The following is a 13,015-nucleotide window of genomic DNA, read 5'->3' on the forward strand; positions in this document are numbered from 1 at the left end:
GAAGCAAGTGCGACCCGTGACGATTTTCGCGCGTCGCGCTCCCGGGGGCGGGCGCCGGGTGGGACCGGTCTACGCTCGTGGCCATGCAGAGCGTCTCTGATCAGCTGAGCGATCCCGTGTCAGACGTGGTGTCTGGCAATGGGATTGCCCACCGTGGAGGGGTGGCGTGGGCGTGCAGGTGGAAGCCCGCGCCCAGTGCTGCTCCTCGTGGCCGGTGACCGGCTGTGGTGGGTTTGCTGATCGTTGCCACGCCCTGTTGCCGGTGGGCCGCGCGAGGCAGCCGGTTCCGGTCCGTGTGAGCGTGTCCCTCCGGACGCTGGCCCGCCGGACCCGAAGGTCTGACAGGGGAGGGTGTCCGGCGTCGCCTGGGCGTCGGACGTGTTGCATGGTGCCGGGTGGGGCCGGTCTTGGACCGGTCGTTCCGGCTGGTCTTGTCGGTACTCGGCGTGACGACCGCGCCCGCTTCGAGCGTGTCCACCACCGTGCGGATCGCCATCGCGCCGCTGGTGCGGTCGGTGACGGTTTTGGTCTGGTGGGTGAGGCCGCGTGCGGCGATGCGCCGCCACGCCCCGTTGTCGCGGTCGCCCTGCCACCGGCAGGAGGGGCAGAGGGCCCATTTCCATCCGGGTGTGGTGGGCCGGTCGGGGGCTTCGCGGTGCCGCAGCGGGGTGAGGCACTGGGGGCAGTGCTTGGAGGTGTTGCGCGCCGGGACGGTGACAACAGTGATACCCACTTCGGCGGCGAGGTGCCGCATACGGTCCACGATCTGCCCGCGCACCTGCTGGGAGAGGCGGGTGTTCATGGTTCGGCCCATGCCCTTGGCTTCCATCGACCGCAGGTCTTCCACGTAGATCACCGTGGCCGAGAAGGTGATGGCCTGATCCACTGTCCAGCGTGCGGCGGCCGACGCGAGGGCGTTGTTGAGGTGGGAACGCCGGTCGGAGACGTGCCGGATCTCATCGGACAGGGCCGTGTGCCTGGCGGCCAGCGGATGATGTCCGTCTCCGCCCGTGAGCCGCTGGTAGTGGTCGGCCTTGGCGTGCAGGTGCTCGGACAGGCGCCGGAGCCGATGCTGTTTGGCGAGGACCCCGGCGGCACGGAACTGTCCGCCGGAGCCGAGGGCGCTGATCCGGCCGTCCGCATGCAGGCGGACCGCTCCGGCGGACAGCAGGGTGTTCAGGCCCCAGTCCACACCCAGCGCGACCGTGTGACCGGTGCGGGCGGCCTTCGGGACGGCGTGGGTGTAGGCGAGATCAGCCCGCACTCTGCCCTGGTGGATACGCAGAGTGGGCAGGTGCAGCACCGCACCGGCCGGGATCACCGGCGGCAGGCTGATGGGGCAGGCGACCCAGGTCCAGTCTTTGTACGAGGCCGGGTCGGCGCGGGTGGGCAGCTGGAGCCTCAGCAGGGCGCGGCCGGGTTCGTCGGCGCGTTCGATGGTGGCCTGCTGCCCGTCACACGCCGAGAGCAGCAGCATGCGTGCGATCCGGGGCGTGGGCTCCGTCTCGAACACATCGACCGGCATCCGGCCGTGCTTGCCGACGAACGCCGCAGCCTGCCGGGTACGGGACTTGATCACACTGGACGGCAGGAACTGGCCGCCGGGCACCGCCTCGCGCACCGCTTCCCACTCGGCCGCCGTGCGCTTCGCCGGATCACCCGGCCACGTCTTGAGGACACCGGCCGTCAGATCGGCGCGCCACTTCGCCGACCGCAGCACGCGCCCGGCCTGCTCCTGCGCCATCCGCACGATGCGGTCGTTGACCTTGACACCCCTGGGCGGCGCGACGGCCCAGCCGAGGCGGCGCAGTGCCATCCACGCGTTCGACGGCAGTTTCCTGCCCCCCGTGTCCTCGCCGGATGCCAGGGTGTCCACGTCGGCGGTGTTCCAGTGCTCGACGGTCAGCTCACCGGCCATGCCGGACACCAGGCCCGCGCACCAGCCCACACGCTCCGCCAGCACAGCGGTGGACAGGAGGTCGCCGGTCCTCTCATCCAGGCCCGTGCGCAGCACGCCACGGGCGCATGCGGTGCGGGAGGTCTCGCCCTCGGCGAGCGGCAGCTTCCGGCTCACCGGCCGCCACCGTCTTCAGCGCACTGCCCGGTCTCGGCGAGCAGCCGTTCGCGAGCCTCTGCTGACCGCATCCCGTACAAACGGCCCGCGAACGTGGTGACCAACGAGACGAAGTCTTCGAGGAGTTCATCCCGGCCGCCGGACTTCTTCGGGTACAGCACTTCGAGCGAGGCGCCGTACACGGCGAACAGACGCCTCAGCCAGCCCACACCGAACCGCGCGAGACGGTCCTCATGCGTCACCCGCACCACGCTCACCGAGCCGTCGGACACCATCGCCAGCACCCGGTTCAGGCCGGGCCGGTTCTCCCGCAGGCCAGAGCCACGGTCCCTGACGACTTTCACGACCTCACCCGCGGACGTGGCCCGCGGCTCCTCCTCCTGCGCGAGCAGCGAGGACTCCTGGCCATTCGAACCGGACACGCGCACATACAGAACCTCCCGCCTCGGACGGGAGGTTGCGGAGCCGCTACCGCGCTTCATGTTCTCCACATCGACCGAGGAGAACCGGCGCTCCCTGCCAACCCACACGAACGGGACCTTGCCGTCGACAGCCCACTGGCAAAGCGTCATCGAGTGAATCCCCAGACGCTTCACAGCCTTGGACATACGCAGCAACTCCTCGCATGCAATTTCACATACACAACACTAGGGATAACTAATGAAGTTGATGAGCCTGGCGATGATCGAGAACTGGCCGGTGCAGGCCGCCGCGGCGGCCGTCGTACGGGCGGACGGCACGGTGAGCGGATCGTACGGCCCGACGGGGCGCCGTTTTCCGCTGGCGTCGGTGACCAAGCCGCTCGCCGCGTACGCGGTGCTCGTGGCGTACGAGGAGGGCGCGGTGGAGCTGGACGAGCCGGCCGGGCCCGAGGGCTCGACGGTGCGCCATCTGCTGGCGCACACCAGCGGTCTGGCCTACGACGAGCACCGGGTGACGGCCCCGCCCGGCACCCGGCGGCTGTACTCGAACGCGGGTTTCGAGGCGCTCGGGGACCATGTGGCGGAGGCGACGGACATCCCGTTCGGCGAGTATCTGCGCCAGGCGGTCCTGGAGCCGCTGGGCATGACGTCGACCACCATGGGCGGTTCGCCCGCCCGGGACGGTGTCTCGACGGTGGACGATCTCGTCGCGTTCGCCGCGGAACTCCAGGCGCCGCGGCTGCTGGACCCGCGTACGGTGCTCGACGCCATGACGGTGGTCCATCCGGGGCTGTCGGGGATCCTGCCGGGCTACGGGCATCAGAAGCCCAACGACTGGGGTCTGGGCTTCGAGATCCGCGACTCCAAGTCGCCACACTGGACGGGCGGTTCGTCGTCGCCGCGTACCTTCGGCCACTTCGGCCAGTCGGGCACGTTCCTGTGGATCGACCCGGACGCGGGCGCGGCGTGCGTGGCCCTGACCGACCGGGCCTTCGGTCCGTGGGCGGTCGAGGCCTGGCCGCCGTTCACGGACGCGGTTCTGGCGGAGCTGCGGTCGGCGGGCCGGGGGGTGTCCGGGGAGTAGCGCCGTCAGGGTCCCAGTTCCCAGATCAGTGTCTCCGACGGGGTCTCTGCGGTCAGTTCGAGGCCGACGGAGTCCGTGATGCGCGCCGAGTCGCCGGGGCCCAGTTCCACTCCCGCCAGGACCACCAGGCCCCGGACCACGTGCAGATACGCCCGCGCCGCGTCGGGCACCGCCGCCCGTTCGCCCTCCTGGAGGCGGCGTACGTGCAGCATCGCGCCGGCCTCGGGCAGCGCGTACGGCGTGGAGTCGGCGATGCCGCGCACGATCTCGTAGCGCGGGTCGCCGCCGGGTGCGAGTGGGGCGAGCCACATCTGGACGAAGACCAGGGGGTGCTCGCCGTCGTTGCGCTCCACGTGCCGCACGCCGCCGCCCGCGCCGAGCCGCTGGACGTCGCCGGGCCGAACCACCGTGGCGTTCCCGGCGCAGTCGCGGTGGGTGAGTTCTCCCTCGACGACCCAGGTGACGATCTCGGTGTGGCTGTGCGGGTGTTCGTCGAAGCCCGCGCCGGGCGCGAGACGTTCCTCGTTGCAGGCGATCACCGCGCCGAACCGGAGGTTGTCGGGGTCGTAGAACTGCCCGAAGGAGAAGGCGTGGAAGGACTCGATCCCGGTGGACGGGTCCCCGCCGGGATAGCGGTCGTCGGCGTACCGGACGGAAATCACGTCCCCACGTTAGACCCGCCCCGGCATGCGGCCGTCCGGATAAGGCAGTCTTGTCCCGTGCCTGAACCCGCGAACGAAGCCCATCCGCATCCCGCGACCCTGCGCCGGCTGGAGAAGTCGGCCGGCCGGCTGGCCGCGAACGCGATCGCCCGCATGGACGAGAAGCTGCCGTGGTACCGGGCGATGCCTCCGGAGAACCGTTCCTGGATCGGCCTGGTGGCCCAGGCGGGCATCGCGGCCTTCACCGAGTGGTTCCGGCATCCGGAGACCCCGCAGGCGATCTCCACCGATGTGTTCGGCACCGCTCCGCGGGAGTTGACGCGGGCCATCACGCTGCGCCAGACCGTCGAGATGGTGCGCACCACCATCGAGGTGATGGAGTCGGCGATCGAGGAGGTCGCGGCGCCCGGTGACGTGTCGGTGCTGCGTGAGGCGCTGCTCGTGTACGCGCGGGAGATCGCCTTCGCCACCGCGCAGGTGTACGCGCAGGCGGCCGAGGCGCGCGGCGCGTGGGACGCGCGGCTGGAGTCGCTGGTGGTGAACGCGGTGCTGTCGGGCGAGGCCGACGAGGGCGCGGTGTCGCGGGCCTCGGCGCTGGGCTGGAACTCGCCCGAGCATGTGTGTGTGCTGCTGGGCACGGCGCCCGACGGGGACAGCGAGCTGACGGTGGAGGCGATCCGCCGGGCCGCGCGGCACGCCAAGCTCCAGGTCCTCACGGGGGTGCTCGGTGACCGGCTGGTCGTCATCGCGGGAGGCAGCGACAATCCGCTGCAGGTCGCGAAGGAGCTGATCGGACCGTACGCGGCGGGGCCGGTGGTGGCGGGTCCGGTGGTGCCGGACCTGCTGGCGGCCACGAGGTCGGCGCAGGCGGCGGCGGCCGGGCTGAAGGCGTGTTCGGCCTGGCAGGACGCGCCGCGTCCCGTACTGTCGGACGATCTCCTGCCGGAGCGCGCGATCGCGTCGGATCCTGCCGCGCGTGAGCAGTTGGTGGAGGAGATCTACAGACCGCTCGAAGAGGCGGGGTCGGCGCTGCTGGAGACTCTCAGTGTGTATCTGGAGCAGGCGAGCAGTCTCGAAGGCGCCGCCCGGATGCTGTTCGTGCACCCCAACACCGTGCGCTACCGGCTTCGACGTGTGACGGACGTCACCGGCTGGTCACCGTCCGACGTCCGTTCCGCTTTCACTCTGCGGATCGCGTTGATCTTGGGGCGGCTGGCCGACGGAGAATCGTCCTCATAGCTTTTTGTGGGACATCAACAATTCCCCCGACGGTTCTTCGTCCCTGTCCCCACGGGCGTCGGAGGCCGTCCGCAGGAGAGAGTGTGAGGGTGCTCGTACTCGTCGCTCCCGGCCAAGGCGCTCAGACGCCAGGCTTCCTGACTCCCTGGCTCGACCTCCCCGGCGCCGAAGACCGGCTGCGGGCGTGGTCGGACGTCATCGATCTCGATCTGGTCCACTACGGCACGAAGGCCGACGCGGACGAGATCCGCGACACCGCCGTGGCCCAGCCGCTGCTGGTCGCGGCCGGGCTGCTGTCGGCCGGGGCCGTGCGCGGGCTCGTCGGCGAGGGCGCGAGCGTGGGTGCGGTCGCGGGGCACAGCGTCGGCGAGATCACCGCCGCCGTGTACGCGGGTGTGCTGGGCGAGGAGGCCGCGCTGGGCTTCGTCCGTACGCGCGGTCTGGCCATGGCCGAGGCGGCGGGCATCACGCCGACCGGTATGGCGGCGCTGCTCGGCGGCGACCCGGACGTGACCCTGCCGCATCTGGAGAGGCTCGGTCTGACGCCGGCGAACGTGAACGGCGCGGGCCAGATCGTGGCCGCCGGCACGCTGGAGCAGATCGCCGCGCTGGATGCCGACAAGCCCGAGGGCGTACGGCGCGTGGTGGCCCTCAAGGTCGCGGGCGCCTTCCACACCGAGCACATGGCTCCGGCGGTGGCGAAGCTCGCGGAAGCGGCCGAAAAGCTCGACGTGTCAGACCCGGCCCTGCCGTACGTCTCGAACAAGGACGGGCAGACTGTGACCACGGGGGCCGAGGTCGTCGCGCGTCTGGTCGGCCAGGTCGCGAACCCGGTCCGCTGGGACCTGTGCATGGAGACGTTCAAGGAGCAGGGTGTGAGCGCGCTGATCGAGTTGTGCCCCGGTGGCACGCTGACCGGCATCGCCAAGCGCGCGCTGCCCGGGGTGCGGACCCTCGCGCTGAAGACCCCCGCCGACCTCGACGCGGCTCGCGAGATCGTCGCAGAGCACGCTTCCTAAGGAGCCCGAGAGAGCATGGCGAAGATCAGGCCCAGCCAGGGCGCGCCGTACGCCCGCATCATGGGTGTCGGCGGGTACCGTCCGACGCGCGTGGTGCCCAACGAGGTGATCCTGGAGACGATCGACTCGTCCGACGAGTGGATCCGCTCCCGCTCCGGTATCGCGACCCGCCACTGGGCCTCCGACGAGGAGACCGTGGCGATGATGTCGATCGAGGCGTCCGGCAAGGCCATCGCCGACGCCGGGATCACGCCCGAGCAGATCGGCGGTGTGATCGTGTCGACCGTCTCGCACTTCAAGCAGACGCCGGCCGTCGCGACGGAGATCGCCGACCGGATCGGGGCGGGCAAGCCCGCCGCGTTCGACATCTCGGCGGGCTGCGCGGGCTTCGGTTACGGGCTGACGCTCGCCAAGGGCATGGTCGTCGAGGGGTCGGCACAGTACGTGCTGGTCATCGGTGTGGAGCGGCTGTCGGACCTCACCGACCTCGAAGACCGCGCCACGGCCTTCCTGTTCGGCGACGGCGCGGGCGCGGTGGTCGTCGGCCCGTCGCAGGAGCCGCAGATCGGTCCGACGGTCTGGGGTTCCGAGGGCGACAAGTCCAACACGATCATGCAGACCGTACCGTGGGACGCCTACCGCAACGGCACGGTCGAGAGGTTCCCCGCCCTCACGCAGGAGGGGCAGGCGGTCTTCCGCTGGGCCGTCTTCGAGATGGCGAAGATCGCCCAACAGGCCCTGGACGCGGCCGGGATCACCTCGGCGGACCTGGACGTCTTCATTCCGCACCAGGCCAATATGCGGATCATCGACTCGATGGTGAAGACTCTGAAGCTGCCGGAGCACGTCACGGTCGCCCGTGACGTGGAAACCACCGGCAACACCTCGGCCGCCTCGATCCCGCTCGCGATGGAGCGGCTCCTGGCGACCGGTCAGGCGAAGAGCGGTGACACCGCGCTCGTCATCGGCTTCGGGGCGGGTCTCGTGTACGCCGCGACGGTCGTTACCCTCCCCTAGGCACACCGGAACTTTCCGGACCGTGCTCGTACAAATCCCTCTGCTCACGCTGAATATCGAAGGAGCGCCCACATGGCCGCCACTCAGGAAGAGATCGTCACCGGTCTCGCGGAGATCGTGAACGAGATCGCCGGCATCCCGGTCGAGGACGTCCAGCTGGACAAGTCCTTCACCGACGACCTGGACGTCGACTCGCTGTCCATGGTCGAGGTCGTCGTCGCCGCCGAGGAGCGCTTCGACGTGAAGATCCCGGACGACGACGTCAAGAACCTGAAGACCGTCGGCGACGCCGCCGACTACATCGCGAAGCACCAGGCCTGATCCAGGTCGCGCGGCTGACGCCACCCGGTGGTGGTGCCGTAGAAATTCCGCACCCTCTACACGTGGAGAAAGAATTCCAGTGAGCCCGACCAATCGCACCGTGGTCGTCACCGGTATCGGCGCAACCACACCGCTGGGTGGCGACAGCGCATCGACCTGGGAGGGCCTGCTCGCCGGCCGCTCCGGCGTCAAGCCCCTCGAAAGTGAGCGGTTCGCCGACCTGCCGGTCCGGATCGCCGCGGTCGCCGCGGTCGATCCGGCCGACGTGCTTCCCCGCCCGCTCGCCCGCAAGCTGGACCGCTCGGCGCAGTTCGCGCTGATCGCGGCCCGTGAGGCGTGGGCCGACGCGGGCTACAAGGACAAGGCGGGCGAGGACGAGTCCGTCGCCCCCGAACGCCTCGGCACGGTCATCGCCTCCGGCATCGGCGGCGTGACCACCCTGCTCGACCAGTACGACGTGCTGAAGGAGAAGGGCGTACGCCGCGTCTCCCCGCACACCGTGCCGATGCTGATGCCGAACGGCCCCTCCGCCAACGTCGGCCTGGAGGTGAACGCCCAGGCGGGCGTGCACACCCCGGTCTCGGCCTGCGCGTCGGGTGCCGAGGCCATCGGCTACGCCGTGGAGATGATCCGCACCGGCCGCGCCGATGTCGTGGTGGCGGGCGGTACGGAGGCGGCGATCCACCCGCTGCCGGTCGCCGCGTTCGCCAACATGATGGCGATGTCGAAGAACAACGACGCGCCCGAGAAGGCGTCCCGCCCGTACGACAAGGCCCGTGACGGCTTCGTCCTCGGTGAGGGCGCGGGTGTCGTGGTCCTGGAGTCCGCCGAGCACGCGGCCGCGCGTGGTGCGCGGGTCTACTGCGAGGTGCTGGGCCAGGGCCTGTCCGCCGACAGCCACCACATCGCCCAGCCGGAGCCGACCGGCCGCGGTGTCGCGGCGGCGATGCGGAACCTGCTCGACAACACCGGCATGAAGCCGTCGGAGGTCGTGCACCTGAACGCGCACGCCACCTCCACGCCGCAGGGCGACATCGCGGAGATCAAGGCGCTGCGCCGGGTCCTGGGCGAGGACCTCGACCATGTCGCGGTCTCCGGTACGAAGTCGATGACCGGCCATCTTCTCGGCGGCGCCGGCGGTATCGAGACCGTGGCGACGGTGCTCGCGCTGTACAAGCGGCTGGCCCCGCCGACAATCAACATCGACGACCTGGACGAGGAGGTCGACGCGGACATCGTGAGCGGTGAGCCGCGGGCGCTGCCCGAGGGCACGATCTCGGCGATCAACAACTCGTTCGGCTTCGGCGGCCACAACGTGGTGCTGGCGTTCCGCTCGGTCTGATCCACCGACGCAGCCGACGGGCGGGCCGCACATGCGGCCCGCCCGTCGGCACATCAAGCCCGTCCGGCGATTGAGGACACCACCCACCGGCCGGACCGTCTCAGCCCGTCCCGGCGATTGAGGACGAACCGCCCCCGGCGGCGCCGGCTCAGGTGTCGAAGCTCGCGAAGTACGTCGCCGCCATGTCCCGCGCCCCGTGCCCCATCGCCTCCGCGCGGGCGAAACGGTTCGCGCCCGCCTCGGCGACGTCCAGCCGGACGCCTTCCGCCTCGCCCGCCGACACGATCAGCCGGGCGTCCTTGACTGCCGTGGTGAGGGCGAAGCTCGGGGTGTAGTCGTCGTCGAGGATCGCCGACGACTTGACGCGGAGGTACCCGCAGTCGAGGCCGCCGCCCGCCACGGCGTCCAGGAAGCCCCGCGGGTCGACGCCGAGCCCCTTCGCCAGGGCCAGCGCCTCGGCCGTTCCGTGAGTGAGCGTCAGGACCCAGCTGTTGCAGACGAGTTTGAGTCTCGTCGCCGCACCGGACGCCCCGTCCTCGCCCACCCACAGCGTGCGGTCGCCGACGGCCTCCAGAACGGACGTGAGGGTGTCACGCGCGGCCTCCGGGCCCGCTGCCAGGACGGTGAGCTTTCCCTCCCCGGCGGGGCCCCTGGTGCCGAGGACGGGCGAGTCGAAGAAGACCAGTCCGTGCGCGTCGGCCAGCTCCGCGAGCGGCGCGAGACCCTCCAGGCCGGCCGTCGTCGTCTGGAGCCAGACGGTGCCGGGCCGCAGCCCCGGTGCCGCGGCCGTCATCGCCTCCAGGGCGGCGGGGCCGTCGTACAGCATCGTGAGGACGACGTCCGCGCCCCGTACGGCGTCCGCCGGGCTGTCCGCGACGCGCGCCCCGTCGGCCGCCAGCGGCTCCGCCTTCGCGCGGGTGCGGTTCCAGACCCGGACCGCGTGACCGGTCCGGCAGAGATTGCGGGCCATCGCGGCGCCCATGATGCCCGCGCCGAGAACCGCCACTGCGAGTTGATCAGCCATGCGCCCACGGTAGAACGCGGCCGTCCGGTCCGCCCGAAGGACGTAGGTCAGGCTCAGACGACCTGGTGCAGCCAGCGCACCGGGGCACCCTCGCCCGCGTACCGGAAGGGCTCCAGTTCGTCGTCCCACGGCTTGCCGAGCAGCTTGGCGACCTCGGCCTCCAGCCGGCTCTCGCCGGTCAGCGACCGGGCGAGTGCGGCGCGCAGCCGGTCCTCGGGGACCAGGATGTCGCCGTGCAGACCGGTGACGGCGTGGAAGATGCCCAGCTCGGGGGTGGCGCTGTAGCGCTCGCCCTCGGCCGTGGGGCTGGGTTCGGCGGTCACCTCGAAGCGCAGCATCTGCCAGCCGCGCAGCGCGGACGCGAGCTTGGAAGCGGTGCCCGCCTCGCCCCGCCAGGAGAACTCGGAGCGCCAGGTGCCCGGTGAGGCGGGCTGCCTGATCCAGTCGAGCTGTACGCGCAGACCTAGGACGCCCGCCACCGCCCATTCGACGTGGGGGCACATCGCGCGCGGCGCGGAGTGCACGTACAGAACACCACGTGTGGTCACCGGGACCTCCAGTGTGGGACGAGGATCGCCATTGCCCAGCGGCCTCAGTAAACATCATCGGGCTTGAAAACCCGCAAAACGGACAACGTGTGACGGTATGTAACGTACCGGAGCCGGAGAGCGTTGTTGACTCTGGTTCGACGCCTGAAAAGCTACCTTGCGCGGGGGCCATGGGGGTGCCGTACTGTCGGTCCCAGGCGCGATATACGCGAAGCTTTCACTCGCCAGGACGCCGCCGTACGCATGACGACGCCCACGCGGAGGGTTCGGACGATGCAGGAGAGCCCTCAGGGACACGAGCGACGCCTCGGCGGACGCTCCGTCCGCCGCCGCACTCCGTACGCGGGCGTCGCGGCGTCCTGTGCGGGGCTGCTGTTCGCGGTGGCCGCCCTGGCGGGCTGCACGTCGTCGGACGGCGCCGATCCGGACTGGAAGAAGGCGAAGGCGAGCCAGTCACCGCCCAAGCCGATCTGGGACCGCAGTCCCGCTTCGATCGCCGCCGTCGGCGACTCGATCACCCGTGGTTTCGACGCCTGCGGGGTGCTGAGCGACTGCCCCGAGGTGTCCTGGGCGACGGGCACGGACGACGGGGTGCGCAGTCTCGCGTTGCGGCTGCTCGGCAAGCCGGGCGCCGTCGAGCGCAGTTGGAACTACGCGCGTTCGGGCGCGTCCGTCGCCGCGCTGCCGGCGCAGATGGGGAAGGCCGCGGGCCACGAGCCGGATCTGGTCACGGTCATGATGGGCGCCAACGACGCGTGCAAGGACGAGGCGGCTCTGATGACGCCGGTGGACGAGTTCCGGGCGTCGTTCGAGGAGTCGATGCGCCGGCTGCGCGCGGACTCCCCCAAGACACACGTGTACGTGGCGAGCGTGCCCGATCTGAAGCGGCTCTGGTCCGAGGGCCGGGAGAATCCGCTGGGCCGGCAGATCTGGAAGCTGGGGATCTGCGCGTCGATGCTGGGCGATTCGCAGGACATGGGCGCCGAGGCGCGGCAGCGGCGGTCGGCGGTGCAGGCGCGGGTGGTGGCGTACAACAAGGTGCTGAAGGACGTGTGCGCGAAGGATCTGCGCTGCCGGTACGACGGCGGGGCGGTCTTCGACTTCCGGTTCACCGGTGAGCAGTTGAGCACGTGGGACTGGTTCCATCCGAGCAAGAACGGCCAGGGGAAGCTGGCTGACATCGCCTACCGCAACGTGGTCGCGGCGAAGCCCCCGGCGTAGGGTCGGCGACCGTGGACGAGTCGACGGTGAACGAGATGACGCCCGAGCCCGCCGGTTCGGCGCCCGAGGGCACTGCGGTGCACCGCTGGACCCTGGAGCGGGCCGGTGTGCGGGTGAAGGTGCTGACCTACGGCGGGATCCTGCAGTCCGTCGAGGTGCCGGACCGCGAGGGTGCGTCCGCGAACGTGGTGCTGGGCTTCGACGACGTGGAGGGGTACGTCGGCTGTCCCTCACCGTACTTCGGCGCGCTGATCGGCCGGTACGCGAACCGGATCGCGGGCGGTTCCTTCACGCTCGACGGGCGGACGTACCGACTGCCGCGCAACAACGGGCCCAACTGTCTGCACGGCGGGGAGCGCGGCTTCGACAAGCGTGTGTGGGACGCGGAGCCGGCGGCGGACGGGCACGGTGTGCGGCTGTCTCTGGAGAGCCCGGACGGCGAGGAGGGGTTTCCGGGCCGCGTGGAGGTCTCGGCGACGTACGCGCTGGACGCGGCGGGAGCGCTGCGGATCGGCTACCGGGCGGTGACGGACGCGCCGACGGTGCTGAATCCGACGAATCACTCGTACTGGAACCTGGGTGGCGCGGGCGGTGGCAGCGCGGCGGGGCACGTGCTGCGGATCGCGGCCGGTCACATCACGCCGCTGGACGGCGACTCGGTGCCGGCGGGCCCGCCCGCGCCGGTCGACGGGACGCGTTTCGACTTCCGTGAGCCGCGCAAGGTGGGGTCGGGTTACGACCACAACTTCGTGCTGGACCAGGGGGGTTCGGTGGCGGCGGAGCTGTACGACCCCGCTTCGGGACGGGTGTTGACGGTGACGACCACCGAACCGGGCTTGCAGCTGTACACGGGGGACCACTTCGACGCGGGGCCGTTCGGGCCGGGCGAGGGGATCGCGCTGGAGACCCAGCACTTCCCGGACTCGCCGAACCGGCCGGATTTCCCGAGCACGGTGCTGCGGCCCGGCGAGGAGTTCACCTCGGAGACGACGTACGGGTTCGGGCTGCTGTAGGTGTCTCCCCGATCGCCGGACGCGCTCAT

13 protein-coding genes are annotated in these 13,015 nt (G+C 70.8%); 8 read left to right on the top strand and 5 right to left on the bottom strand.

Annotated features, from left to right (window positions below; translation table 11 throughout):
* Positions 1-100: 100 nt before the first annotated feature.
* Both SSPS47_RS09165 and SSPS47_RS09170 read right to left on the bottom strand, forming a co-directional pair.
* The gene (locus tag SSPS47_RS09165; RefSeq protein ID WP_164250146.1) at positions 101-2,074 is read right to left on the bottom strand and encodes a zinc ribbon domain-containing protein; all 1,974 of its coding nucleotides are present in this window, start codon (positions 2,072-2,074) and stop codon (positions 101-103) included.
* Positions 2,071-2,682: an IS607 family transposase gene (locus tag SSPS47_RS09170; protein WP_164250148.1), complete on the bottom strand. Its 612-nt coding sequence runs from the start codon at positions 2,680-2,682 to the stop codon at positions 2,071-2,073. Before SSPS47_RS09170 ends, SSPS47_RS09165 begins: the two co-directional genes overlap by 4 nt.
* A 58-nt stretch (positions 2,683-2,740) precedes the next feature.
* On the opposite strand from SSPS47_RS09170, the gene SSPS47_RS09175 reads away from it, so the two are divergent.
* Complete coding sequence (locus SSPS47_RS09175) at positions 2,741-3,580, top strand: serine hydrolase domain-containing protein (protein WP_164254463.1); 840 nt, start codon at positions 2,741-2,743, stop codon at positions 3,578-3,580.
* Between the two features lie 5 nt (positions 3,581-3,585).
* On the opposite strand, the gene SSPS47_RS09180 is transcribed toward SSPS47_RS09175, so the two are convergent.
* Complete coding sequence (locus tag SSPS47_RS09180; protein ID WP_203557809.1) at positions 3,586-4,242, bottom strand: pirin family protein; 657 nt, start codon at positions 4,240-4,242, stop codon at positions 3,586-3,588.
* A 57-nt stretch (positions 4,243-4,299) separates the two neighbouring features.
* Here SSPS47_RS09180 and SSPS47_RS09185 point away from each other — a divergent pair, with 57 nt between their 5' ends.
* The 5 genes from SSPS47_RS09185 to fabF all read left to right on the top strand — a co-directional run bounded on the left by SSPS47_RS09185 (position 4,300) and on the right by fabF (position 9,180).
* Positions 4,300-5,481 carry a helix-turn-helix domain-containing protein gene (locus SSPS47_RS09185; protein ID WP_164250149.1) on the top strand — a complete coding sequence of 394 codons (1,182 nt, stop codon included), beginning with the start codon at positions 4,300-4,302 and terminating at the stop codon, positions 5,479-5,481.
* Between the two features lie 89 nt (positions 5,482-5,570).
* The gene (locus SSPS47_RS09190) at positions 5,571-6,500 is read left to right on the top strand and encodes an ACP S-malonyltransferase (RefSeq protein ID WP_203558049.1); all 930 of its coding nucleotides are present in this window, start codon (positions 5,571-5,573) and stop codon (positions 6,498-6,500) included.
* A gap of 15 nt (positions 6,501-6,515) precedes the next feature.
* On the top strand, positions 6,516-7,517 hold the full coding sequence (locus SSPS47_RS09195; protein WP_147872920.1) for a ketoacyl-ACP synthase III: 1,002 nt from the start codon (positions 6,516-6,518) through the stop codon (positions 7,515-7,517).
* A gap of 72 nt (positions 7,518-7,589) precedes the next feature.
* Positions 7,590-7,838 carry an acyl carrier protein gene (locus SSPS47_RS09200; RefSeq protein ID WP_078077492.1) on the top strand — a complete coding sequence of 83 codons (249 nt, stop codon included), beginning with the start codon at positions 7,590-7,592 and terminating at the stop codon, positions 7,836-7,838.
* 79 nt (positions 7,839-7,917) lie between these two features.
* Positions 7,918-9,180 (top strand): beta-ketoacyl-ACP synthase II, encoded by a 1,263-nt coding sequence (fabF, locus tag SSPS47_RS09205; protein ID WP_164250152.1) that lies wholly within the window; start codon positions 7,918-7,920, stop codon positions 9,178-9,180.
* A 148-nt stretch (positions 9,181-9,328) separates the two neighbouring features.
* On the opposite strand, the gene SSPS47_RS09210 is transcribed toward fabF, so the two are convergent.
* The gene (locus tag SSPS47_RS09210; RefSeq protein ID WP_164250154.1) at positions 9,329-10,204 is read right to left on the bottom strand and encodes an NAD(P)-dependent oxidoreductase; all 876 of its coding nucleotides are present in this window, start codon (positions 10,202-10,204) and stop codon (positions 9,329-9,331) included.
* A 53-nt stretch (positions 10,205-10,257) separates the two neighbouring features.
* Positions 10,258-10,752: a DUF3145 domain-containing protein gene (locus SSPS47_RS09215; RefSeq protein WP_147872923.1), complete on the bottom strand. Its 495-nt coding sequence runs from the start codon at positions 10,750-10,752 to the stop codon at positions 10,258-10,260.
* Positions 10,753-11,025: 273 nt separating this feature from the next.
* Between SSPS47_RS09215 and SSPS47_RS09220 the strand changes: the two genes are divergently transcribed.
* Entirely contained in the window at positions 11,026-11,973 is a 948-nt protein-coding gene (locus SSPS47_RS09220; protein WP_164250156.1) for an SGNH/GDSL hydrolase family protein, read from the top strand.
* A 35-nt stretch (positions 11,974-12,008) separates the two neighbouring features.
* Entirely contained in the window at positions 12,009-12,986 is a 978-nt protein-coding gene (locus tag SSPS47_RS09225) for an aldose epimerase family protein (protein ID WP_164254465.1), read from the top strand.
* Positions 12,987-13,015 lie beyond the last annotated feature (29 nt).

The sequence above is a fragment of the Streptomyces sp. S4.7 genome (assembly GCF_010384365.1).
GTDB lineage: Bacteria > Actinomycetota > Actinomycetes > Streptomycetales > Streptomycetaceae > Streptomyces.

Coding starts and splice junctions, on each gene's coding strand:
- SSPS47_RS09170 (WP_164250148.1), bottom strand. CDS start 2,682: ATGTCCAAGGCTGTGAAGCGTCTGGGGATTCACTCGATGACGCTTTGC.
- SSPS47_RS09195 (WP_147872920.1), top strand. CDS start 6,516: ATGGCGAAGATCAGGCCCAGCCAGGGCGCGCCGTACGCCCGCATCATG.
- SSPS47_RS09200 (WP_078077492.1), top strand. CDS start 7,590: ATGGCCGCCACTCAGGAAGAGATCGTCACCGGTCTCGCGGAGATCGTG.
- SSPS47_RS09210 (WP_164250154.1), bottom strand. CDS start 10,204: ATGGCTGATCAACTCGCAGTGGCGGTTCTCGGCGCGGGCATCATGGGC.
- SSPS47_RS09220 (WP_164250156.1), top strand. CDS start 11,026: ATGCAGGAGAGCCCTCAGGGACACGAGCGACGCCTCGGCGGACGCTCC.
- SSPS47_RS09225 (WP_164254465.1), top strand. CDS start 12,009: ATGACGCCCGAGCCCGCCGGTTCGGCGCCCGAGGGCACTGCGGTGCAC.